The sequence below is a fragment of the Jatrophihabitans telluris genome (genome assembly GCF_023516435.1).
Taxonomy (GTDB): Bacteria; Actinomycetota; Actinomycetes; order Mycobacteriales; family Jatrophihabitantaceae; genus Jatrophihabitans_A; species Jatrophihabitans_A telluris.
Window position 1 is genome coordinate 1352362 of record NZ_CP097332.1, and the last position, 23084, is coordinate 1375445.

22 protein-coding genes and 2 tRNA genes are annotated in these 23084 nt (G+C 67.9%); 15 read left to right on the forward strand and 9 right to left on the reverse strand.

Annotated elements, in window-relative coordinates:
- Nucleotides 1-37 precede the first annotated feature (37 nt).
- Nucleotides 38-676, forward strand: coding sequence for a DUF402 domain-containing protein (locus M6D93_RS06455; protein WP_249773538.1), 639 nt, complete (start codon nt 38-40; stop codon nt 674-676).
- 28 nt (nt 677-704) lie between these two features.
- Here the strand turns inward: M6D93_RS06455 and M6D93_RS06460 are convergent, their stop codons facing one another.
- The gene (locus M6D93_RS06460; RefSeq protein ID WP_249773539.1) at nt 705-2366 is read right to left on the reverse strand and encodes a glycoside hydrolase family 13 protein; all 1662 of its coding nucleotides are present in this window, start codon (nt 2364-2366) and stop codon (nt 705-707) included.
- A gap of 204 nt (nt 2367-2570) precedes the next feature.
- Nucleotides 2571-2963: a globin gene (locus M6D93_RS06465; protein WP_249773540.1), complete on the reverse strand. Its 393-nt coding sequence runs from the start codon at nt 2961-2963 to the stop codon at nt 2571-2573.
- A 255-nt stretch (nt 2964-3218) separates the two neighbouring features.
- On the opposite strand from M6D93_RS06465, the gene M6D93_RS06470 reads away from it, so the two are divergent.
- The 6 genes from M6D93_RS06470 to M6D93_RS06495 all read left to right on the forward strand — a co-directional run bounded on the left by M6D93_RS06470 (nt 3219) and on the right by M6D93_RS06495 (nt 8846).
- Entirely contained in the window at nt 3219-3749 is a 531-nt protein-coding gene (locus tag M6D93_RS06470; RefSeq protein WP_249773541.1) for an HNH endonuclease, read from the forward strand.
- 48 nt (nt 3750-3797) lie between these two features.
- Entirely contained in the window at nt 3798-5237 is a 1440-nt protein-coding gene (locus M6D93_RS06475; protein WP_249773542.1) for an amidase, read from the forward strand.
- Nucleotides 5238-5301: 64 nt separating this feature from the next.
- The gene (gene ctaJ, locus M6D93_RS06480; protein ID WP_249773543.1) at nt 5302-5589 is read left to right on the forward strand and encodes an aa3-type cytochrome oxidase subunit CtaJ; all 288 of its coding nucleotides are present in this window, start codon (nt 5302-5304) and stop codon (nt 5587-5589) included.
- On the forward strand, nt 5579-6010 hold the full coding sequence (locus M6D93_RS06485) for a DUF5130 family protein (RefSeq protein ID WP_249773544.1): 432 nt from the start codon (nt 5579-5581) through the stop codon (nt 6008-6010). Before ctaJ ends, M6D93_RS06485 begins: the two co-directional genes overlap by 11 nt.
- 170 nt (nt 6011-6180) lie before the next feature.
- Nucleotides 6181-7584, forward strand: a complete 1404-nt coding sequence (locus M6D93_RS06490; RefSeq protein WP_249773545.1) for an FAD-binding oxidoreductase — start codon at nt 6181-6183, stop codon at nt 7582-7584.
- A complete protein-coding gene (locus tag M6D93_RS06495; protein WP_249773546.1) occupies nt 7581-8846 on the forward strand; it encodes a class I SAM-dependent methyltransferase in 1266 nt (421 codons plus the stop codon). Before M6D93_RS06490 ends, M6D93_RS06495 begins: the two co-directional genes overlap by 4 nt.
- Before the next feature lie 121 nt (nt 8847-8967).
- On the opposite strand, the gene pepN is transcribed toward M6D93_RS06495, so the two are convergent.
- Entirely contained in the window at nt 8968-11589 is a 2622-nt protein-coding gene (pepN, locus tag M6D93_RS06500; protein ID WP_249773547.1) for an aminopeptidase N, read from the reverse strand.
- A 99-nt stretch (nt 11590-11688) separates the two neighbouring features.
- Between pepN and M6D93_RS06505 the strand changes: the two genes are divergently transcribed.
- Nucleotides 11689-12342, forward strand: a complete 654-nt coding sequence (locus tag M6D93_RS06505) for a mycothiol-dependent nitroreductase Rv2466c family protein (RefSeq protein WP_347343561.1) — start codon at nt 11689-11691, stop codon at nt 12340-12342.
- Nucleotides 12343-12420: 78 nt separating this feature from the next.
- Here M6D93_RS06505 and M6D93_RS06510 read toward each other — a convergent pair whose 3' ends face one another.
- Nucleotides 12421-13218 (reverse strand): MBL fold metallo-hydrolase, encoded by a 798-nt coding sequence (locus tag M6D93_RS06510; protein WP_249773549.1) that lies wholly within the window; start codon nt 13216-13218, stop codon nt 12421-12423.
- On the opposite strand from M6D93_RS06510, the gene M6D93_RS06515 reads away from it, so the two are divergent.
- Nucleotides 13180-13650, forward strand: coding sequence for a DUF952 domain-containing protein (locus tag M6D93_RS06515; protein WP_249773550.1), 471 nt, complete (start codon nt 13180-13182; stop codon nt 13648-13650). The two genes, M6D93_RS06510 and M6D93_RS06515, sit on opposite strands and share 39 nt — an antisense overlap.
- Before the next feature lie 10 nt (nt 13651-13660).
- Here the strand turns inward: M6D93_RS06515 and M6D93_RS06520 are convergent, their stop codons facing one another.
- On the reverse strand, nt 13661-14521 hold the full coding sequence (locus tag M6D93_RS06520; RefSeq protein WP_249773551.1) for a cytochrome c oxidase assembly protein: 861 nt from the start codon (nt 14519-14521) through the stop codon (nt 13661-13663).
- A 42-nt stretch (nt 14522-14563) separates the two neighbouring features.
- Here M6D93_RS06520 and M6D93_RS06525 point away from each other — a divergent pair, with 42 nt between their 5' ends.
- Entirely contained in the window at nt 14564-15025 is a 462-nt protein-coding gene (locus M6D93_RS06525; RefSeq protein ID WP_249773552.1) for a ribose-5-phosphate isomerase, read from the forward strand.
- Between the two features lie 68 nt (nt 15026-15093).
- Here the strand turns inward: M6D93_RS06525 and M6D93_RS06530 are convergent, their stop codons facing one another.
- Nucleotides 15094-15528 (reverse strand): hypothetical protein, encoded by a 435-nt coding sequence (locus tag M6D93_RS06530; protein ID WP_249773553.1) that lies wholly within the window; start codon nt 15526-15528, stop codon nt 15094-15096.
- A 108-nt stretch (nt 15529-15636) separates the two neighbouring features.
- Between M6D93_RS06530 and M6D93_RS06535 the strand changes: the two genes are divergently transcribed.
- Nucleotides 15637-16755, forward strand: coding sequence for a PP2C family protein-serine/threonine phosphatase (locus M6D93_RS06535; RefSeq protein ID WP_249773554.1), 1119 nt, complete (start codon nt 15637-15639; stop codon nt 16753-16755).
- A 48-nt stretch (nt 16756-16803) separates the two neighbouring features.
- Here M6D93_RS06535 and M6D93_RS06540 read toward each other — a convergent pair whose 3' ends face one another.
- From M6D93_RS06540 to M6D93_RS06550, 3 genes are all read right to left on the reverse strand, one after another.
- The gene (locus tag M6D93_RS06540; RefSeq protein ID WP_249773555.1) at nt 16804-18159 is read right to left on the reverse strand and encodes a cytochrome P450; all 1356 of its coding nucleotides are present in this window, start codon (nt 18157-18159) and stop codon (nt 16804-16806) included.
- A gap of 45 nt (nt 18160-18204) precedes the next feature.
- Nucleotides 18205-19260 (reverse strand): XdhC family protein, encoded by a 1056-nt coding sequence (locus tag M6D93_RS06545; protein ID WP_249773556.1) that lies wholly within the window; start codon nt 19258-19260, stop codon nt 18205-18207.
- A 418-nt stretch (nt 19261-19678) separates the two neighbouring features.
- Nucleotides 19679-19752: transfer RNA gene (locus M6D93_RS06550), tRNA-Gly, on the reverse strand.
- A gap of 174 nt (nt 19753-19926) precedes the next feature.
- Between M6D93_RS06550 and M6D93_RS06555 the strand changes: the two genes are divergently transcribed.
- The 4 genes from M6D93_RS06555 to M6D93_RS06570 all read left to right on the forward strand — a co-directional run bounded on the left by M6D93_RS06555 (nt 19927) and on the right by M6D93_RS06570 (nt 23007).
- A tRNA-Pro gene (locus M6D93_RS06555) sits at nt 19927-20003 on the forward strand.
- 71 nt (nt 20004-20074) lie between these two features.
- Complete coding sequence (gene tig, locus M6D93_RS06560; RefSeq protein ID WP_249773557.1) at nt 20075-21511, forward strand: trigger factor; 1437 nt, start codon at nt 20075-20077, stop codon at nt 21509-21511.
- A 236-nt stretch (nt 21512-21747) separates the two neighbouring features.
- On the forward strand, nt 21748-22326 hold the full coding sequence (locus M6D93_RS06565) for an ATP-dependent Clp protease proteolytic subunit (RefSeq protein WP_249774178.1): 579 nt from the start codon (nt 21748-21750) through the stop codon (nt 22324-22326).
- Between the two features lie 15 nt (nt 22327-22341).
- On the forward strand, nt 22342-23007 hold the full coding sequence (locus tag M6D93_RS06570; protein ID WP_283818650.1) for an ATP-dependent Clp protease proteolytic subunit: 666 nt from the start codon (nt 22342-22344) through the stop codon (nt 23005-23007).
- The last annotated feature ends 77 nt before the right edge of the window (nt 23008-23084 follow it).

A 23084-nucleotide genomic window follows, 5' to 3' on the forward strand; every position in this document is an offset into this window, starting at 1 on the left:
ACGGATGGCCGAGGCGTGAACGCACTAGGTTCGGCGCATGACCGACGCGCACGAGCAGGCAGCCACCGAACCCGAGCGTGGCAAGCGTGAGCAGGACGAACGGGAGCGTGACGGTGCCGCGCAGCCGTCCGAGGTGGTGAACCTCGAGTTCACCAAATTCGGCGGAACCCGTCACTGGCATTTCCGGACCACGCGGCTCGGTCACGACGAACACGGATTGTGGCTCGGTGCGCGGGCCGGCACGCCGGTGCAACGGGGAGACGAACCGCCGATCACCTGGGACTGTGACTTCGTCGTGCTTGTCCCGCGGCAAGGCGATTGGGTGGCGACATTCAACGCTGCCGGCAAGTACGAGGTCTACGTCGACATCACCGGTCCGATCACACAGGAGCGCGGCCTAGTCCTCGCCGATGATCTCGACCTTGACGTGGTGCGCTACTTCGACGGGAGGGTCGCGCTGCTCGACGAGGACGAATTCGCCCAGCACCAGACCGAACTAAGCTATCCCGCCGCTGTCATCGCCGCCGCCGAGCGCAGCGCCGCGACAGTCCTTGATCTCGTCCGCGCCGACACTGCACCCTTCGACGGCACCGGGCGCCGGTGGCTCGAGCAAATCGCGCCGGAACTCGCGCCGGAACTCGCGGCAGAACTTGCGGCAGAACTCGCTACGGACTGACGCTCGACCACAGCGTGCCGACCGGTGCTCAGACGCGCAGCCAGACCGCGGTGTTCGCCGGCAACTTGTCACCGTCGACCGGCGACGACGCCAGCAAGATCTGGCCGGGCGGCATTTCCACCGGCACATCTCCGGCGTTGAGCGCGACCACCAGATTCGGACCGCGCCGGTAGGCCAGGCAGTTCTCCGGCGCCTGTTGCCAGGTGAACGTCGCACCGTGCAGTTCTGGCAGTTGGCGGCGCACCTGCAACGCGTGCCGGTACAGCGAAAGCGTGGAGTCCTCGTCCTCGAGTTGGGCTTCGACGGTCACAGCGGCCCATTCGGCCGGCATCGGCAGCCATGGCTGGCCCGACGCGCCGAAACCGAATGGCGGCTCGGTGCCTTCCCATGGCAGTGGCACCCGCTCGCCGTCACGGCCACGCTCGGTGTGGCCGCTGCGCTCCCAGGTCGGATCCTGCAGAGCCCAGTCCGGAAGGTCGACGTTCTCCAGGCCCAGCTCGTCACCGTTGTAGAGGTAGACCGCGCCCGGCAGCGACAACTGCACCAGCGCAGCTGCCCGGCCGCGGGCCGCGCCGAGCGCGCCGCCGCCATAACGACTGTTGTGGCGGACCACGTCGTGGTTGGACAGCACCCAGGTGCAGGGCGCTCCCACCTCGGTCATCGCCGTCAGCGAACCGTCGATCGCGGCCTGGAAAATCTCCGCCGACCACTCGGCCTCGACCAGACGGAAGTTGAACGTCAGGTGCAACTCGTCGGGACGGACGTACATCGCCAGACGCTCGTCGTCAGGCACCCACGCCTCGCCGACCGCCATCCGGTTCGAGTAGCCGTCCAGGACCCGGCGGAACATCCGAAGGTGCTCGTGCAGGCCGTCGTTGTCAAAACGCAGATCGTGGCGAAGCTGCGAGTTCGGGCCCTCGTACTCGGTCAGGTCCATGTCCGGCAGGCCGGCGGGCTTGGCCATCGAGTGCGCGACGTCCACGCGGAAGCCGTCGGTGCCCCGATCGAGCCAGAACCGCAGAATCCGCTCGAACTCAGCGCTGACCTCTGGGTTCTCCCAGTTGACGTCGGGTTGTTCCGGAGCGAACAGGTGCAGGTACCACTGGCCGTCGGGCACCCGCTGCCAGGCCGAACCACCGAACATCGCCGGCCAGTTGTTGGGCGGCACCTCGCCGTCTTCGCCCTTACCGTCGCGGAAGATGAAGCGGGCCCGCTCCGGGGATCCCGGCGCCGCCGCCAGTGCCTGCTGGAACCAGATGTGCTGGTCGGACAGGTGGTTGGGCACGATGTCGATCGTGATCTTGATGCCTCGTTCATGGGCGGCCGCGACCAGCGCGTCGTAGTCGGCAAGGTTGCCGAACATCGGGTCGACGTCCGTCGGGTCCGAGACGTCGTAGCCACCATCAGCCATCGGCGACTTGTAGAACGGGCTCAGCCAGAGGGCGTCGACGCCCAGCAGCTGCAGGTAGTCCAGCCGTTCCCGGATCCCGATCAGGTCGCCGATTCCATCGCCGTTGCCGTCGGCGAAGCTCTTGGGATAGATCTGGTAGAACACCGCCGCGCGCCACCAGTCGGACCCGCCCTGCAGTTGGGCGAAGGCGTCCTCGTCGCCGAGGCCGCCCTCGATGTCGGCGATCTCCGCTGCGATCCGCGGGTTGGCGTCGGGCAGGTCGTGCATAGCGTCGGACACGCGAAATTCCTCCGGAGAGACGGCGGGTGAGGCATTCAGCAAGCCGAATGGGGCAGCTGTCTGCCGCTTCGAGCGTAGTCGGACGCCTGCTGCGCCGACGGCGAAATGCCCACTGGAAACCCTTGTGGCCATTCCATTCTGTATCGATCAAGACGACACGTCAAGCCGCGACGTGCAGGGCCGTCGGACGACCGGCGTGGGCGTTCAGCTCAGGCTGTTGCGCATGGACTCGGCCGCCATCTGCAGGTAGGCCCAGATGCGGTCGTGCACCTCGGTATCCAGCGTCAGCGAGTCCAGCGCAACCCGCATGTGTGCGAGCCAGGCGTCGCGCTCGGCCTCACCGATGACGAACGGCGCGTGCCGCATCCGCAGCCGGGGATGCCCACGGTGCTCGGAATAGGTGCCCGGTCCGCCCCAGTACTGGATCAGGAACAGCGAGAGCCGGTCGGCGGCCGGGCCCAGGTCTTCCTCCGGATACAGCGGGCGCAGAACGGGATCGGTGGCCACGCCCTCGTAGAACCGGGCCACGAGGGTCCGGAAAGTCTCCTCACCGCCGGCCCGAACGAAGAAGTCGGCGTCTACCACTGGGCTACCCACACTGCACGATCCACCGGACCATCATCCCAGCCGGCGCCGGCTGTGCCCGACGGTCCGGCGGTGAGGAGGCGCCCGCACCCTGGATCCGTGGATTCCCGGCCCGAATCCCTGGCCGGACCAGATCGGTCGGCGACCTGGATGCGCGAAGAGTTATCGGTCGGTCACGGTTCGGACACGCAACAGACTCGATCAATTAATGGATGCGCGATCAGCTTTCGTCGGGTTGACTGATACCACATGCGGAGGTGATGGCCGGTGGCGGGGACGCTTGTGCTCAATGCGTCGTATGAGCCGCTGTGCGTCGTTCCGACCCGCCGCGCCGTGGTCCTGATCCTCGCCGAGAAGGCCAGCGTCGTCGAGGCTGCCGAGGACGAATACCTTCATTCGGCCACCAGTGCCATCCAGGTCCCGCGAGTGGTGCGGCTCAACCGCTACGTCCGGGTGCCCTACCGTCGTCAGGTCCCGCTCACCCGGCGAGCGGTCCTCGCCCGCGACGCCCACCATTGCGTCTACTGCTCGGTACGCGCCGACACGGTCGACCATGTGGTCCCCCGATCACGCGGCGGCCTGAACGAGTGGACCAACGTGGTCGCCGCCTGTGCCCGGTGCAACCACCGCAAGGGGGACCGGCTGCTGGCCGAAATAGGCTGGAGCCTGCCCCGTCCGCCCGTCCAGCCCTCGGCCACCGTCGCGCTCGTGCTGGCGTGGGCCAAGCGGGACCCGTCCTGGGATCGCTACCTGGGCTATGACCCGGCGCTGTCCGGGTTGGCGGCCTCGGCCAGTTGACGGCGTGAACAGGGGCGAACCGTCGTACCGGCCCGCTAGGTTGCCTGCATGGCCGAACTACACGAGCTGACCGCACTGGAAGCCGCCGCTGCCGTCCGCACCCGGCAGGTCGGCCCAGTGGAACTCGTCGAGCACTACCTCAACCGGATCGAGCGTTTGGACGAGCAGATCGGGGCCTTCACCACGGTGACGGCCGAGCGCGCCCGAGATCAGGCGCGTGCAGCGGAGCGTCAACTCGCCGCCGGCGTTGATGATCTCCCGCCGCTGCACGGGGTGCCCATCGCCATCAAGGACCTCAACCTCACGGCTGGCGTCGCCACCAAGCTCGGGTCCGCTGTCTTCGCTGATTTCGTCCCGCCGATCGACGACACCGTGGTCGAGCTGCTGCGCCAAGCCGGAACGATCTCGCTCGGCAAGACGGCGACGCCCGAACTCGGCCTGCCCTGCTACACCGAGACCGACATCGGCCCGCCGGTCCGCACACCCTGGGACCCGACCCGGCTGGCCGGCGGGTCCTCCGGCGGGGCAGCCGCGGCCGTCGCCTCGGGATTCGTGCCGATCGCGCAGGGTTCCGACGGCGGTGGTTCGATCCGGATTCCGGCGAGCGTGACAGGGCTGTTCGGGCTCAAGCCCGCGCGAGGACGTATCTCCCGCGGTCCGCTGGACGCCGAGACCTCGGGGTTGTCTGTGCTCGGGCCGCTGGCCAGGACCGTTCGGGACGCGGCTGCCTTCCTGGACGCAACCGCTGTGCCCCAGCCCGGTGACCCGACCTGGGCACCGCCGTTGCCCAAGGGCGAGACCTTCCTGGGCTCGTGCGATCGCGAACCCGGTCGCCTGCGGATCGGCCGCTACATCGCCCCGCCGATCCCCGGGGCAGTAGTCGAGGACGAGTGCCGGCTGGCCTGGGAACGAGCCGCCGTCCTGCTCGGCGAATTGGGGCACGAGGTCCACGAGATCGACCTGCCCATCCCGGCGTACACGATCGACGCCTTCGAGACCGTCTGGGCGGTCGCGTCCCACGGTGCCCCGATCGACCCGGCACGGGAAGCGGAGTTGCGTCCGCTCACCCGTTACCTGCGAGAGCGGGGTCGAGGAGTCAGCGGACCGGACTACACCGCGGCGCTCGGCGTCCTGACCATGGTGAGCCGTCAGCAGATTCAAGCCACCGCCGGTTTCGACGCGATCCTCACGCCCACCCTCGCCCAGACACCGAGGCCGGTCGGCTGGTTCTGCGGCACCGCCGACGATCCGGTCGACCCGGCTGAGGACTTCCGCCGGCAGAAGATGTTCACGCCGTGGACCGCTGTCTACAACGCCAGCGGCCAGCCGGCGGCCAGCCTTCCGCTGCACTGGACCCCGCAGGGACTGCCCGTTGGGGTCATGTTGGTCGGCCGACCGGCCGGCGAGGCGGCGCTGCTGGCCCTGTGCGCGCAGATTGAGTCTGTCGCTCCGTGGGCGCATCGGCACCCGCCGATCTGGGAGCAATGACCACCTCGATATCGTGTGGGGCAGAGTAGGGCTCACGCAGGGCCGATCCAGCAGGAGGACGCGTATGAGCATCGTGCAGACGGTGCTGGTTTTCGTGGGCATCCCGGCGGGGACGTTCGCCGTCTTCGCCGCGATCGTGCTCGGCCCCGGCTCGGTGCGGGCCCCGCGATACCGGCCAGGTTCGGAGTGGAACTTCGCGCCGGTCTGGTATCTGCCCCACCCGGCCCACAACGGCCCGGTGTCCGAGCTGCACGCTTCCGGCGGTGCCGAGGCGGGAGCACGGCTCGCGCTGACCGGCTCGACCGTGACCCATCCGACCGTCGCCTCTGGGGGTGCCAGCGGTGAGTGGTGACCTGATCGTTGCGGGCCAGCAGAAGGAATTCACGGTTGCCCGCAGGCCCGAAAGCACCCCCGATCGCCCCTTCAAGCCCGCGCAGCTGTCGCGCATCGATGAGGCGTTGACCCTTGCCTCGCTCGAGACCGGCCTGACCTTCTCGGTCTTTGTGGGCCAGTTGGTGGGCAATCCCCGCCAGGCCGCCGAAGCGCTGTTCGCCAAGCTTGCCGACAAGCACGAGGCGCCGGTGCTGCTGGCCATCTCGCCCGGGCAGCGCCGGTTGGAGATCGTGACCGGCGGTCGCTCCGCCGAACGCATTCCGAACCGGATCGCCGGTCTCGCGGCACTGGCGATGCGTGCCTCGTTCGTCAACGGTGACCTGACCGGCGGAATCGTGAACGGTCTGCGCCAATTGGCTGACGCGGCAGGCGAGGCCTGATCTCGCCGCCGCCCGTTGCGGTCCGGTCGCGCGGTGGCCGGCGCTCGGGTCGGGCCTGACGCGGCCAACACACGGCCAACCCGCCGCCAACACTCGGGCAACACTCGGCCCGGGGGCGAGATGCCAGGGTCGTTAGCCAGACGAAACACCTCTTGTATAGGCTGACGCCGATGTCCGCCCTCATCACTGATCCACAGCGCCACCAGGCCGCCGTTGCGCGTCTGCGGGCCTCTTATGAGGCAATCCCCGCCGGTCAGCCGGTACGCCTGGCCAAACGTACGTCCAACCTGTTCCGGCCGCGCACGGCTCTGCCGGCGGCCGGCCTGGATGTAGCCGGCCTGAACGGGGTGATCTCGGTCGACGCCGAGGCGCGCACGGCCGACGTCCAGGGCATGTGCACCTACGAGAATCTGGTCGACGCCACGCTGCCCTACGGGCTGATGCCGCTCGTGGTGCCGCAATTGCGCACCATCACGCTCGGCGGCGCGGTCACTGGGCTGGGCATCGAGTCCTCCTCCTTCCGCAACGGTTTACCTCACGAGTCAGTACTCGAACTCGACGTGCTCACCGGCGCGGGCACGATCGTGACCGCGAGCCCGACGCAACATCCTGACCTGTTTCGCGGTTTTCCGAATTCCTACGGCAGTCTCGGCTACGCCGTGCGCCTGCAGATCGCGCTGCAACCGGTGAAGGCCTACGTCGCGCTGAGGCATGTGCGCTTCGACGATCTCGACGACGTTGCTTCCGCGATCGGCACCATCGCGTCCAAGCGAAGCTGGGACGGCGAGGAGGTCGAGTTCCTCGACGGCGTGATGTTCGGGCCGAAGGAGACCTACCTGACTCTGGGCCGCTTCGTGGACTGGCCCCGGGAGGCGGACACCGACCGCGCTAGTGACTACACCGGCCAGCAGGTGTACTTCCGCTCCGTGCGCGAGCGGAGCCGCGACCTGCTCAGCACCAAGGACTATCTCTGGCGCTGGGACACCGACTGGTTCTGGTGTTCGGGCGCCTTCGGCGCGCAGAACCCGATCTTGCGTCGGCTCTGGCCGGCGAGATACCGGCGCAGCGACGTCTACCACAAACTGCTGGGCTTCGATCAGAAGGTCCACGTCGGCGCCAGGCTCGATCGGCTCAAGGGCATCGGAGCCCGTGAACGAGTCGTGCAGGACGTGGAAATTCCGCTGGACCGCACGCCCGAATTTCTGCGATGGTTTGCGGACAACGTCCCCATGTCACCGGTCTGGCTGTGCCCGCTCAAGCTCTACGACGCAGCTAAGACGCCGACTACGGCATGGCCCCTATACCCCCTGGAACCGGGAGAAATCTACGTCAACGTCGGCTTCTGGGGCACCGTCGTCATTGCCGATGGACAGCGCGACGGCGACATGAATCGGCTGATCGAGGATGCGGTGGCCCGGGTGAACGGGCACAAATCCCTGTACTCCGACGCTTACTACGAACGAGCGAGCTTCGACGCCCTGTACGGGGGCGAGGTGTATCGCGAACTCAAGGACAGCTACGACCCCGGACATCGATTGACCGGAATGTATGAGAAAGCGGTGGGGCGTCGATGAAAATCGCCGAGATTGCACAGCTGCTGACAGTGACGGATCCGCCGCTGCATTTCAGTGCCTACGACGGGTCGAGTTTCGGACCGGCAGACGCGCAGATCCAATTGCACCTCCACAACGAGCGTGGCCTGCGCTACCTGGCCACCGCCCCTGGTGACCTCGGCTTGGCGCGCGCCTACGTCAGCGGCGATCTCACCCTGGACGGCGCGCATCCCGGAGATCCGTACGAGGCGCTGCGAGTGCTGGGGGACTGGCGCTTTCGTCGGCCCACGCCGAAGGAGGCGACCGAGCTGGTCAAGGCACTCGGCCTGCGCAATCTGGTGCCGCCGGAACCGCCCGAGCAGGAGTCGTTGCCTCGGTGGCGGCGCACGGTCGAGGGACTTCGGCACTCGCGTACGCGTGACGCCGAGGCGATCCATCATCACTATGACGTTTCCAACGCCTTCTACGAACTGGTGCTCGGACCGTCGATGGCCTACACCTGCGCGGTCTTCCCGAAGCCCGACGCCAGCCTGGAGGAGGCCCAGGAGGAGAAGTTCGATCTCGTCGCTCGCAAGCTCGGGCTCGAACCCGGTATGACCCTGCTCGACATCGGCTGTGGCTGGGGCGGCATGGTGCGGCACGCGGCCAAGCACTACGGCGTGAAGACGCTGGGAGTGACCCTGTCGGCCGAGCAGGCGAAGTGGGCCCGGGCCGAGATCGAGCGTCAAGGGCTGCAGAATCTTGCCGAGGTCCGGCACTCGGATTACCGCGACGCGCCCGGGGAGAACTACGACGCGGTCTCCTCGATCGGGTTGCTGGAGCACGTCGGGGTCGGCAACTACCCCGCCTACTTCGGCTTCATCAAGGACAAACTTCGCGACGGTGGTCGGCTGCTCAACCACTGCATCACCCGTCCGGACAACAAGCAGCGGGCCCTGCCCGGGTACTTCATCGACCGCTACGTCTTTCCTGACGGTGAGCTGACCGGCTCGGGCCGCATCATCGCCGAGGCGCAGAACGCCGGTCTCGAGGTGCGGCACGAGGAAAACCTTCGTGAACACTATGCGCTGACGCTGAAGTACTGGTGCGAGAACCTCGAACGTAATTGGGACGATTGCGTCGCGGAGGTCGGTGAGGCGACCGCACGGGTCTGGGGTCTGTACATGGCCGGGTCGCGTCTGGGCTTCGAGACCAACGGCATCCAGCTTCACCAGGTGCTGGCGGTCAGGGTCGCCGACGGCGGCAACGCCAGCTTCCCGCTGCGCCCGACCTGGCTTTCCTGACGTTGACGTTGCCCTTGTTGCGAACCTGATCCGTTGAGGTTGCCCTTGTTGCACGCAACAAGGGCAACCTCAACGTGAGAGGGCGTGCAACAAGGGCAACGTCGACGGGGGTGGGGGAGCGTTACCCGGCGTCGACCGAGCGGGCCTTGAGCGCGCGGACCACATCGGCACGTCCCTCGGACACGAGTCGCCGCAGGGAAGCCGGCCGGCTGGTGTCGGCGAGGAACTCGTCAGCCAGTTCAACGATTCGGTCGGTGATGGTCGACGACCAGGACGGGAACAGTCCGACGACCGCATCTTGGGCCATCTCTGACGTCCGGCGCGCCCAGACCGAGGCGGCGTCGGTGAAGTAGCGCTCCCCGAAGGGCGCGATCAGTTCACCCTGCAAGGGGTGGCTGAACCCGCCGAGCGTGGCCCGCATGACGGCGTTGGACAGTGAGTCGTCGTAGAAGACCGCATGCCACGCGGCCTCCTTGGCCTCACGGGTGGGAATGAGCGCCCGAGCGGTGGCCGCAGCACGTACGCCGGCGGCGGTCTTGTCGGCCGCGGCCTGCTCGTCGATCGCCTCGACGCCGAGCGCGCCACGGGCAACCAGCGCCTGCACCAGGGCCCAGCGCAGGTCGGTGTCCATCGACAATCCGTCGAGGGTCGTCCGGCCGTCGAACAGGCTGGACAGGAACTCGGTCTGCTCGGCGGTGGTCGCGGCGCCGATGACCGCGTGCACCCAGGCGAGCTGGTGATCCGAGCCCGCGGTGGCCGAGCGGGCCGCGTCGATCGCCACGTCGGCGAACCGTTCGCGCCCGGTCGCAGCCCACGCCGGATCGGCGTAGATCTGCAGCGCTCGCAGCAGCTGTCGGTGAGCGGACTGGACCACGCCGATCTCGGTCTCACTGGGTGCACCGGCGATGACGAGGTCCAAGTAGTCGTGGGTGGCCAGCTCGCCGTCGCGCACCATGTCCCACGCGGCGACCCAGCACACCGCGCGCGCCAGCGAGTCGGTGAGGGCGCCCAAGCCGCCGGCGCGCAGCGTGGCCAGACTCCGCTCGTCCAAGCGGAGCTTGCAGTAGGTCAGGTCGTCGTCGTTGGCCAGGACGAAGTCGGCCCGGCTTTCTCCGATCAGCTCGGCGACTTCGGTGCGTTCGCCGGTCAGGTCCAGCTCCACCCGCTTGGTGCGGACGAGTTGGCCGTCGTCGTCGTAGTTGTACAACCCGACCGCAAGCCGGTGCGGGCGCAGGACGTTGTCCTTGGCGGTGACGGTCGGCGCGTCCTGGATCAGGGTGAAGCTGCTGAACCGGCCGTCGGCGTCGACGGTGTAGTGCGGGGTGATGGTGTTGAGTCCGGAGGTCTCGAGCCATACCTTGGCCCAATCGGACAACTCGCGTCCGGAGGTGGCGTTCAGGGCCGCGAGGAAGTCCGGCAGCGTGGTGTTTCCGTAGGCGTTGTCGGCGAAGTACTTGCGCACGCCGGCGAGGAACTCGTCGAGACCGACGTAGGCCGCCAGCTGCTTGAGCACCGACGCGCCCTTGGCGTAGGTGATGCCGTCGAAGTTGACCTCGACCGCCTCCGCGTCGGGGATCTCGCACGCGATCGGGTGAGTGGACGGAAGCTGGTCCTGCCGGTAGGCCCAGGTCTTGTCGAGGTTGGTGAACGAGGTCCAGGAGTTCTTCCACCGGGTAGCGCTCGACTGGGACTGGGTCGCCGCCCAGTCGGCGAACGACTCGTTCAACCAGAGGTCGTCGAACCACTTCATCGTCACCAGATCGCCGAACCACATGTGGGCCATCTCGTGCAGGATCGTCCCGGCGCGTCGCTCGTAGCGGGCGTCGGTGACGCGGCTGCGGAAGACGTAGTCCTCCAGGAAGGTCACGCACCCGGCGTTCTCCATCGCGCCGGCGTTGAACTCCGGGACGAAGAGCTGGTCGTACTTGCCGAAGGCGTAGCGGACCCCGAAGTTCTCGTGGTACCAGTCGAAACCCTGCTTGGTGACGGTGAACATCTCGTCCGGGTCGAAGTACTGGGCCAGCGAGCGACGGCAGAACAGGCCGAGGTCGATCCCGTCGTGATGATCGCGCACCTCGTGGTAGGGCCCGGCCACCAGAGCGGTGATGTAGGTGCTCATCCGCGGGGTGGTGGTGAAGTGGACGGTCTTGGTCTCCTCGTCGTCTTCGACGGTCTCGACCGCGCCGTTGGACACGACGGTCCACGCCGCGGGAGCGGTCACGTGCAGGCTGAACGTCGCTTTGAGGTCCGGTTGGTCGAAGCAGGCGTACATGCGCTTGGAGTCGGTCGTCTCGAACTGGGTGTAGAGGTACACCGCGTCGTCGACCGGGTCGACGAACCGGTGCAGGCCCTGGCCGATCGTGGTGTAGAGCAGGTCGGCGTCGACAACGAGCACGTTGTCCGCGGCCAGGCCCGGCAGCACGATGCCCTCGTCCGGCTCGTAGCCCGACACGTCGATCGGAGTCCCGTTGAGGCTGACCTCGTGGAATCGTTCCGCGACGACGTCGATGAAGGTCGAAGCCCCGGGCTTGTCGGCTGCGAAGGTCACGACGGTGCGGGAGCGGAAGATCCGCTCGCTCGGGCCCCCGTCGGCGTCGGTCAGGTCCAACGTGACGTCGTAGGACTCGACGCGCAGGAGCCCGGCTCGCTGGCGGGCGTCTTCCCTGGTGAGGTTCGGGACCGGGACGGTGTTGGCGTCTACTCGCTCGGTCACGCTGGATTCGCTGCGCACGTCATCGGGCACGGAATGCCGCTCCTTCGAGAATTGTTCGACAAGATCAGAAGTTATTCTTTCACGTCTTCACCAGAATAGGCTGCGACCATGACCTCTGCGACAACCGAAATGGCCCCCGAATCGACCGCTGAGCCGGCACCTGCCTCCGCCTCCGAGTCTGCCCCGAAGGTCGAGCTCTTTTTCGACCCGCTCTGCCCCTTCGCCTGGGTGACCTCCCGCTGGATCCTCGAGGTGGAGAAGCACCGTGACATCGATCTGAGCTTCCACGTGATGTCGCTGTCACTGCTGAACTCAGGTCGCGACGACCTGCCCGACCAGTACCGCGAACTGCTCGAGCGCGGGTGGGGTCCGGTGCGCATCTGCATCGCGGCCGAGCAGCGATTCGGCAACGGCGTGCTGCGCGAGCTGTACACCGCTCTGGGAACGCGTCGGCACAACCAGGGCCGGGAGTTCGACCGCGAGCTGTACGTGGAGGCGCTCACCGAGGTCGGACTGCCGGAGGATCTGGCCGACGCGGCCGAGTCCACCCAGTACGACGATGAGCTCAACGCCTCCCACCACCGCGGCATGGACCCGGTGGGTATGGACGTCGGCACGCCGACCTTCCACGTCGACGGCACCGCGTTCTTCGGTCCGGTGCTCACCCGGATTCCGCGCGGCGAGGCTGCGCTCAAGCTCTGGGACGGCACCCGGCTCGTCGCCGAATTCCCCTATTTCTTCGAGCTCAAGCGCACCCGGACGGAGTCCCCTCAGTTCGACTGACCGTCCCCGGCTGAGCCGCGCTCAGCGACCCGGTCACGGCCGGCTCAATGGCCGGTCATGGCCGGCCCAGCGGACCGGTCACGGCGCGCTCAGCGGACGCCCGAAGGCGGTGTCCAGCGTGGACGCCGGCCACCCGACGTAGTCGAGCTCATCGGCTTTCGGGTGGCCGGCCAGGCGCAGGCGAACAACCTCGGCCACTCGCCCGAGTTGGTCACGTTGAGCCCGGACGAAGGCCTCGTGGACGACGTCGCCGTGGCCCGGCACGATGAGCGGGCGACCCAGCTGCAGCAGGGCGGATACGGCGTCCGGCCACTGCAGCGGGTAACCGTCCTCGAAGGCCGGGGGCGAACCCTGCTCGACGAGGTCACCCGCGAAGACGACTCCGGGCAGATCGATGACGAGATCATGGTCGGTGTGACCGGCGCCCAGATGGCTCAACCACACCCCGCGCCCGCCCAGTTCGATCCGCTGCGCCAGGTCGGTCACCCGATTCGGCATGATCAACTCGGTCTCGGCCAACTCCGCGGCCAGCTCGGGCCGACCCGCTCGTACCGCCTCGCCGGCCCAGAACTCCCGCTGGTCCTCGCCGGAGGACACCATCTCGGCCAGGCCTGATCGGTGCGCCCAGATCTCCACCTCGGGATCGTCCTCGGCGAAGGCGATGTTGCCGAAGAAGTGGTCCAGGTGAGCGTGGGTGTTGACCACGACCAGCGGCAGTGACGTCACTGTCCGGATTTCGGCCAGCCACTGCCGTCCCTGGGCCGCGCTGGCGCGGCTGTCGATGACCAGGGCGCGCTCGGTGCCGACCACGAGGCCGGTGTTGAGCGCAAAGCTCTCATGGCTGCACACGTAGACCCCTGCGGCGAGTTCACGCATCAGGTCTCCTCCGCGACCGCCCGAGCTGGAATCATCGTCGGGGTGTTCACCATCTTCCACATCATCTCCGAGCCCGAGTGGCGCGCGGCCTGTGAGGTCGGGCGCTATGCACCCGAGAGCCTGGCCACCGACGGTTTCGTGCACTTCTCACACGCCGAACAGGTGGCCGCGACGGCCAATCACCTCTACGCCGACCGCCGCGACCTCATCGTGCTCGAGGTCGATGCGGCGACGCTGGACGAAGACGTCGTCGAGGAGGACCTCTACGGCATGGGTGAGGACTTTCCCCATGTGTATGCCGCTATTCCTACTCGATGCGTCATCGCCGAGCATCGGTTGCAGCGCGATGACTCCGGCGCCTTCGTCTTCGGCAGTCCCACTGGCTCCAGCGGGTCCAGCGGCCCGATCAGCCCGGACCGTCCCCGCCGCTGAGCGGCCGCGGTCAGCGGAACCGGTCCCGCAGCTGAGGGTCGGACATGAACCAGGGCCGGCTGTCTTCCGCTCCGCCCGGGTCCGGAAGGCTCGCGTCGATGAAAACCGCTTCGCGCTCGTCGGCGGAGATCCATCGCCGGAAGATCAGGATCAGGAACGGCAGGTCGAGTAACTCGGCCACGCACCACAGGGTTGCGCCGGCGATCTGCTGGTCGTGCAGCCAGGACGGCTGGCCGGCCACCGGATGCCGGTAGTCGAAGAAGTTCGTGACGGGATGGGTGGACAGCCTCATCACGATGCCCGGAACGGCGTCGAGGAGCAGCTCGACCAGGCCGATCCCCACCGCCAGTCCGAGGGCGGTCGAGGTGAGCGTGTCGTCGATCGCGATCAGCGGGTAGGCGACCACCAGCCCGAGGCCCAGCAACAGCAGCTGGGTGATCCACCCGACGCCCGCAACCCCGATCGACCAGCCGGGAACCGGGCCGAACAGCAGCGCCGCGCATGTCAGCGGAACCAGCCCAGCACCCAGGACCGGGGAGGCGACAGCTCTGCGGGGACGGGCCCAGCGCGGGTCGCGCCACCAGGTTTCGGCCGTCCCGGAGAACAGCTGCAGGGGTTGGCCACCCATCAACAGCAGCGGTGCGATGAGCAACAGCGCCAGCGATTGGCTGAGCCAGAACCAGAACAGCTGTTCGGCGCGATGGCCCGCCGGTCCGCACGTCAGAGCCAGGACGAGCAGGATGCCGAGCAGGAACGACGCCGAGCGGGACCAGGGCCAGCCGCCGGGTGTGCGCCGCGCTCGGCGCAGGTAGCCCCAGGCCGCGACCGCCCCGAGTACGAGCATCACGGGTTGGACTCCGGCGATCAGCACCCCCGCATTGTGCGCTTGCCAACTCTTGGCATCATGTGCGGTATGCGCGTCTACCTGGGTAGTGACCACGCCGGTTTCGAGCTGAAGGGCGCGCTGATGGAACACCTGCGAGCCGCCGGTCATGACGTCCTCGACTGCGGCCCAGAGGTCTACGACGCCGGCGATGACTATCCGCCGTACTGCATCGACACCGCCGAACGAGTGGTGGGCGACCCTGGGTCGCTCGGAATCGTGATCGGTGGTTCCGGCAACGGCGAACAGATCGCGGCGAACAAGGTCAAGGGTGTGCGAGCGGCCCTGGCCTACGACCACGACACCGCCGAACTCGCCCGTCAGCACAACGATGCCAACGTGCTGGGCCTAGGCGCGCGAATGCACACGACCAGTGAGGCCCTCGCCATCGCCGATGTCTTCGTCGAGACGCCGTTCTCGCAGGATCCGCGTCACCAGCGACGTATCGACATGGTCGCCGAATACGAGCGGTCGGGGTCCTTGCCCGGCTGAACGGTCCGGCATCAGGGCTCGTCGCCGGACGGCCGCTGGTCAGGCCGCCGCTGGTCAGCAGGAGGTGGTCAGTCGCCGTCGGTCGGGGGGCGCCACTGCCGTCTGACGATGATTACGTCGGTCTCGGCCTGGGCCAGCTCGGCGTCCGAGGGTCGGGCGACGTCGCGGGCCCGCAGCGCGCCGGAGGGGCCGACCTGCGATGGGGCCGTCCCGGCCAGATCGCGCCAGGTCCGGTCGGTGCGCTCGCCGCGCTCGGAGTCCCTCGACGGAGAGTTGCCCCGCACTGGCGTGCTGTCGCGTGGTGGTGTGTTCGTTCGTGCTGGTGTGGTGTTCCGTGGTGGCGCGGTGTTGCGGGGTGGCGCGGTGTTGCGGGGTGGCGTGGTGTCCCGCCCCGCGATGGGCGCGAGCGGCGCCTCCTGCGCCGGGGCGCCCGGATCGATACCCCGGCGCCGCCGGCGGCGTGGCGAACCCGACCTCACCGCGTCCGCGCCATCAGTGACCACAGCTGCATCCTTGCACCGTCGCGAGGTCAACGGTGGCTCCGGCTTGGAACCGAGCCACCGCGGAACACGGCGCCCGAGCTGCCGCCGGAAGGTAGCTTGATCGGCACCATGACTTCTCCAACCCAGACTCCGGCATGGCAGGAGGCGTTGCGCCGATTGCGCACACCTCGCCGTCCGGCGGAGAAGCTCGAGGTCGTCCTGCTGCTTGTGGCGTTGGTGCTGGGAACCGCCTGGTCCATCGCGGACAACAACCGCCAGATCAAGGTCGCGGGTGTCGTCGTCATCGTGATCGTGCTGGCCTCGTTGTTGTTGACCACCCGCGGGATGCTTGTGGTCGCTGCCGGCGTCGTCCTCTGCCTGGCCGTGGTGTTCAGGGTGCACGGTCTCAATCCGGGCCAACTCTCGGTGTCGGGTTTCGCGATGATCGGCATCGCGCTCGGGGTGGCGGTCGCTCAAGCCCGGCGCCGCGATCGCCTGGGACTTCGCCAGATGAGTGCGGAGAAGGTCATCTCGCTGATCCGCGACCGTCTGCTCGTCCAGTCGCAGCTTCCTGAGCTGCCACGGGGCTGGACGGTGGAGGTTCAACAGCGGGCCGCCGACGGTGCGGCCATCTCCGGTGACTTCGTCTCCAACCGACTCGTCACGGTGGACGGGCGTTGCGTGCTGCACCTGGCCGTCGTCGATGTCTCCGGCAACGGCATCGCCGCCGGACCGCGTTCCCTGCTCTTGTCCGGAGCCGTCGGCGGTCTGCTCGGTTCGATTCCTCCGGACGAGTTCCTCCCCGCCGCCAACGATTACCTAGCTCGCCAACAGTGGTCCCTGGGCTTTGCCTCAGCCGTCTACCTCGTCGTGGACCTGGCGTCGGGGGAGTACCAGCTGCGGGTCGCCGGCCACCCGCCGGCGCTGCACTACCGCCCGCTCGCCGAGCCGACCTGGCGCACCTCGCCGGCCGCCGGGACCGTGCTCGGAGTGCTGCCGAGCCTCACCGTCGTCTCCGACGCCTCGACCCTGGCCGAAGGCGAAGCCCTGTTTCTGTACACCGACGGGGTCGTCGAGGATCGGACCCGTGACATCGACGCCGGGCTGCTCCGGCTGAAGGACGCGGTCGAAGGGCTCGCCAACCGCGACGTCTGGACGGGTGCGGCGCGCCATCTCATCGAGCACGTACCCGCCAAACAGGACGATGACCGCACGGTCGTCGTGGTGCGTCGCAGTCCACTGCGCTGACGCGTCGGCCAGCGCTTGCCGGGGTGTGCTGAAGCGTCGGCTGCTCGTTCAGCGCTCGTGCAGCACGAGCCGCGCCCCGGCCGACGGCGCCAGCGTGATGTTGCGGGCTCGGGGATGTTCGGGCCGCCGCCGCCCGGGAGCCAGCTCGAAACGCGACAGCACCTGTTCCAGCACGATCGTCGCCTCGAGCTCGGCGAAACCCGCTCCGAGGCAGCGCCGGATGCCGCCTCCGAACGGGATCCAGGTGTTGGCGGCCGCTTGCCGGGCCAGGAAACGCTCCGGATCGAAGGTCGCCGGGTCCCGGTGCAAATTCGGGTCGGCCTGGACCAGGCCGATCGCCGGCATCACCGTGCTGCCCCGGCGGATACGGAAACCGCCGAGTTCGATGTCGGTGGTCAGACGCCGGGCGACCTCGTAGATGACCGGGTGCAGCCGCATCGCCTCCCGCGCGACGGCCTGCAGGTAGGTGTCCTCGTGCCGCCCGGCTGCCTGCGCCGCGCGTCTTTGCAGTTTCGGCTCGCGGGCGAGCTCGTAGAACGCCCAGGCCAGGGCCGTCGCGGTGGTCTCATGGCCGGCCAGCAGCAGTGTGACGAGGTTGTCGCGCAGTTCGGTGTCGGTGAGCGGTGTCACGTCGTCGTTCACCTGCGCGGCACGCGAGGTCCGCAGCATCCGGGAAAGAACGTCGCTTCGCGCGTCCAGGTCCGTCACCAGGCGGCGGTCCGCGATCTCGGCGTAGAGAAGCGCGTCCAGCTCGCGCTGGATCTCGGAGAAGCCGCGCCACGGAGGAACCGAGCGCAGCCGTGGGTAGAACCAGCCCAGCATGAGGATCGGGCTGAGCTCCAGGACCCGTCCGACCACCGGTCGCAACCGGCTCAGCCGATCCGCCTCGGTGACACCGAAGACCACCTTGAGAATGACCTCCAGCGTGAGCGACTGCATGTGCCGGTGCATCGACATCGGTCGGCCCACCGGCCAGGACGCCACCTGGGTGCGGGTGATCTCGCTGATCAGGTCGCGGTACCCCCGCAGCGCGGCACCGTGGAAGGCCGGCATCAACAGTTGCCGCATCCGCAGGTGGTCGGCTTCGTCCAGCAGCAGTACCGACTGAGCCCCCATGATCGGGCCCAGGATGGCGTTGCCCTCACCGGCGTGGAACACCTCTGACGAACCGGAGAAGACCTCCTTGATGTGTTCGGGACGCGACAGGAGGATGAGCCGCCGGCGGTGCGGGGCGATTCGCAGCATCACCACATCGCCGTGGCGCCGCCTGAGTGCGGGCATCAGCCGGTGTCGGTACTTGCCGAACAGGACGGTCTGGACGGACACCGGCCATCGGGGCCCGGGCGGCTCGGGCAGTTGACCGAACCGGTCGAGGGGAACGGTGCTGGTCCGCGCGGCCGTCATGGGACTGAGTTATACCGCCGCCCGGGCTGGGCGTCGCGGTGGAGATCAGTAGACCGGGTAGCGCGGCGGCGCGGCGTTCGGGCCGTTGCGGTGGATCGCGCCATCGCGCTGGCTCAGCGGCACGGCCGGGGTGCCCGAGCGGACCGAGAGCACCTCGGCCAGGATCGAGACGGCGATCTCAGCGGGGCTGAGCGCTCCGATGTCCAGCCCGGCCGGGCCACGGATCTGTGTGATGGTGTCGGTGGACATCCCGTGTTCGGCCAGCCAATCGCGGCGGCGCTGCTGAGTTCGCCGTGAGCCCAGCGCGCCCACGTAGCTGGCCGGCCCGCCGAGGGCCTGCTGGAGTGCTCGTCCGCTGAACTCCAGGTCATGACTGAGCACGATCACGGCATCGCCTCGGCGAGCCGAGGGCAGGTCCGCCGCCGCGGTTGCGGCTGCATCGACCGTGCTCACGTACCAGCCCAGCAGCGCGGCGACCGAGGCCAGGGCATCGGCGATCAGTCCGTCGCCGGCGACGATGAGCCTCGGGGTGGGCCAGAACGCGATCAAGACCTGCTGGCCCTCGCCGTCCTCGACGACCGTGCTCGCGCTGGTCCCGCGCGCGACGAGACGGCCCAGCACGTCCGCGTGATGGTTGACGGTCAGGGTGTCGGGGGTGTGGAGCGAGCTGCGCGTGATGCGCCCGCCGCGTATCTCGGTGACCAGGCAGCAGGGCTGGCCCTCGGACAGCAGCGGCCAGAGCCGCCCGTCGAGGCTGCTGGCCGCCACGACGAGGAGCAGCGCCGTTCCGCCGCAGGAGAGACCGACTTCACCGGCCTGCTCGTCGGCGATGCTGAATTCCCGCAAGCCGTCCTCGACCGTTTCCAGCCACTCGACGAGTCGTTGCTCGGCTGCCCCCTGGAGCAGCCGTCCGGCCGGGGGAGCCCCGGGGACCACGGCGAGAGCCGCGACCGGGTCCACGCTGCTGAAACCCGTCGCACGTACGAGCAGAACCAGGCGCGGCATCGCACCGGCGTCGAGCCACCGGCGCACCGGTTCGGCGAGGTCATACATGTCAGCCTCCGCATTCAGGCCGCCCGGCACAGCCGTGACGTTGCCCATCTTGCTCGCCTTTCGGCGTTGAGGTTGCCCTCGTTGCGGGCCATCTGTCGTTGAGGTTGCCCTCGTTGCCCGCAACGAGGGCAACCTCAACGAGCGCGCGGACGTGGAATGGATTCCGGACCCGGTCGGTTGAGAGCAGTGCCGGTCCGGTACATGCCCCCGGGCCTCACCTTCTGCCGCTACGAGCGGCCACTCGCCGAGAGGCGGCTGACGGGCCGGCGCCCTACTTGGCGCACGTGCTTTCCGCACGTTTTACCGCACGACTTTCCGCACGACTTTCCGCACGCGGAACAGCTGATGGCCGCAAGAGCGGTAGCCAGCGTCGGTTCCCGACGCGTCGAGTTCACGGAACGATCGATGGAACGCGGAAGACCCCGCGGCGGGGCTGCGGGGTCTTCGGCTGGGCGTCTTCGAAATGTGGAGCGGGCGACGGGAATCGAACCCGCGTATACAGTTTGGAAGACTGTGACTCTACCATTGAGCTACGCCCGCAATGTCCGAAATCGGGGGATCCAGTACGGCTACTGGAGTCCGGCCGACGCCGGTAACTGCGCAGATAGCCTAGCGTGTGGCGGGCACTGCTCGTGACCCCCGTACACTTCCTTACTCGGAACGTGTCTCGTCCCGGCAGCTCGCCGCGCCTGGAACGAGAATGACGACACGCGCCGGGGTGTAGCGCAGCTTGGTAGCGCATCCGCTTTGGGAGCGGAGGGTCGCAGGTTCAAATCCTGTCACCCCGACCAGTTCGACCGCACCAGAAATCCCGGCCGCAACCGCGGTCGCGACAGATCGCGCAAGGAGCGAAGAGCACATCGTGAAGAGCACCGTCGAGAACCTGAGCCCGACCCGCGTGAAGCTCGCGGTCGAGGTGCCTTTTGACGAGCTGAAGACCAGTCTGGACGACGCCTACAAGGCCATCGGAGCGCAGGTTCGCGTCCCCGGCTTCCGTCCCGGCAAGGTTCCGGCCCGCATCATCGATCAGCGGGTGGGGCGTGCGGCAGTCTTGGAAGAAGCCATCAACAAGGCGCTTCCGAAGGTGTACTCCGAGGCCGTCCGAGAGGCCGGCGTCAAGGCGCTCGGGCAGCCGGACATCGAGGTCACCAAGCTCGAGGACAACAGCGAGCTGGCCTTCACCGCCGAGGTCGACGTCCGTCCGGAAATCACGGTTCCGGCCTACGACGGCCTGGCCGTCACGGTGGCCGACGCCCAGGTCAGTGACGAGGAGATCGCCGAGCAGTTCGACGCGCTGCGCGCCCGCTTCGGCACCCTCACCGGCGTCGAGCGCTCGGTCGAGAGCGGTGACTTCGTCTCCGTCGACCTCAACGCCAGCGTCGACGGCGTGGACGTCGAGGGTGGCTCGGCCGCGGGCCTGTCCTACGAAGTCGGCTCCGGCAACCTGATCGAGGGCCTCGATGAGGCGATCATCGGCAAGTCAGCAGGGGAGAGCGCGTCCTTCGCCTCCAAGCTGGCCTTCGGTGATCACGCCGGCGAGGACGCCGACATCACGGTCACCGTCAACTCCGTCAAGGTCCGGGAGCTGCCCGAGGCCGACGACGAGTTCGCCCAGCTGGCCTCGGAATTCGACACGATCGACGAGCTTCGTGCCGACCTGGCCGAACGGCTCGGCCGGGTGAAGGTCCTGGGACAGGGTGCCGAGGCCCGTGACAAGGTCCTCGAACTGCTGGTCGAGCGCACCGAGGTGCCGCTGCCCGAGTCATCGGTCCAGGCCGAGATCGATTGGCGCGAGCACGACGTCGTCCACCAGCTCAACCACGACGATGACGCCTTCGCCAAGTACCTGGAGTCCGAGGGTAAGACCAAGGACGAGTTCACGGCCGAGTTGCGCGAGGTGGCCGAGCAGTCGGTCAAGACGCAGTTCATCCTGGACTCGATCGCCGACGCCGAGGCGGTCTCCGTCTCCGACGCCGAACTGACCGAGTACATCGTGCGGCAGGCCCAGCGTTATGGCATGGCCCCCCAGGAGTTCGCCGACCAGATCGTGCAGGCCGGCAACATCGGGGCGCTCGTCGCCGACGTCCGCCGGAACAAGGCCCTGGCGACCGTGCTGGAGTCGGCCAAGGTGACCGACGAGTCCGGCAACCCCGTCGACCTGTCGGCACTGACCACGCCCGAGGGTCAGGCCGAACTGGACGAGCTGACCGACGCCGAGCCCGCCGGCTACGACCACGGCGATCACGACCACGGCGATCACGACCACGGCGATCACGAGCACGGCGATCACGAGCACTGAGCCTTAACGCCCTGAGCGAACGCGGGCGGGTCCGGGGATACCCGGGCCCGCCCGTGCCGTTAGGGTCGAAGTAGTCATCACAGCAACGTCACCGCAGCACGTCCCAGCAGCACGTCCCAGCAGCACGTCCCAGCAGCACGTCCCAGCAGGAAGGAATACTCGTGAGCTTCGAAGATCGGCAGCGCCAAGCGGCGCAGCCCACCCGCCTGATCGAGTCCCGCAGCGCCGGCACCGGCATGAACCTCAACGACTCGGTCTATGACCGGCTGCTTCGCGAGCGGATCATCTTCCTCGGCCAGCCCGTCGACGACACCATCGCGAACCAGATCTGCGCTCAGCTGCTCCTGCTGTCCGCGGAGGACTCGACCCGAGACATCAACCTGTACGTCAACTCGCCCGGTGGTTCCGTGACCGCGGGAATGGCCATCTTCGACACGATGCAGTTCGTGGAATGCGACATCGCCACGTACTCGCTCGGGCTGTCGGCCTCGATGGGGCAGTTCCTGCTCACCGCCGGCGCGCGCGGCAAGCGCTACGCCCTGCCGCACACCCGGATCATGATGCACCAGCCTTCGGCCGGTATCGGCGGCACCGCCTCCGACATCGCGATCCAGGCCGAGCAGTTCAAGTTGACCAAGGCCCAGATGAACGAGCTCAACGCCAAGCACACCGGCCAGACGCTCGAGCGTATCCAGGCCGACTCCGAGCGCGACCGCTGGTTCACAGCTGACGCGGCGCTCGAATACGGATTTGTCGATCACGTCGTCAGCGGCGTGGGCCAGATGGCGGCCGGCAACGCTCCGGCCCCCGCGTAAGGGAGAGACAGCAACATGAGCCAGCTCTACACCCCGGGCGGTCACGTCTCGCCCTACGGCACCGCGCCGGCCGCTCCCAGCAGCCGGTACGTCCTGCCGTCATTCATCGAGCGCACCAACTACGGGATGAAGGAATCCAACCCGTACAACAAGCTCTTCGAGGAACGCATCATCTTCCTGGGCGCTCCGATCGACGACGTCGTGGCCAACGACGTCATCGCTCAGCTGATCTGCCTGGAGTCGACCGATCCGGATCGCGACATCCTGATCTACATCAACTCCCCCGGTGGCTCGGTCACGGCGCTGACCGCGATCTACGACACGATGAGCTACGTCCGGCCCGAGATTCAGACCTACTGCATGGGCCAGGCCGCCTCGGCTGCCGCTGTGCTGCTGGCTGCCGGCACCAAGGGCAAGCGTTTCGCGCTCGAACACAGCCGCGTGCTGATCCACCAGCCTTCCGGCGAGGGCCAGGGCCAGGTGACCGACCTGGAGATCCAGGCCAACGAGATCATCCGGATGCGCACCCTGCTGGAGGAGATTCTGGCCAAGCACACCGGCCAGACCGTCGAGCAGGTCAAGCTCGACATCGAGCGCGACCGTATCCTGACCGCCGACCAGGCCAAGGACTACGGCATCGTCGACTCGGTGATCACCTCGCGCAAGATCGCCAACGACTGAGCCAGGACCTGGTACGTGGCTCGGCCCAGCAGTCACACCGTCCACACCAGTCACACCCCACGTCGTCGCCCGGATTG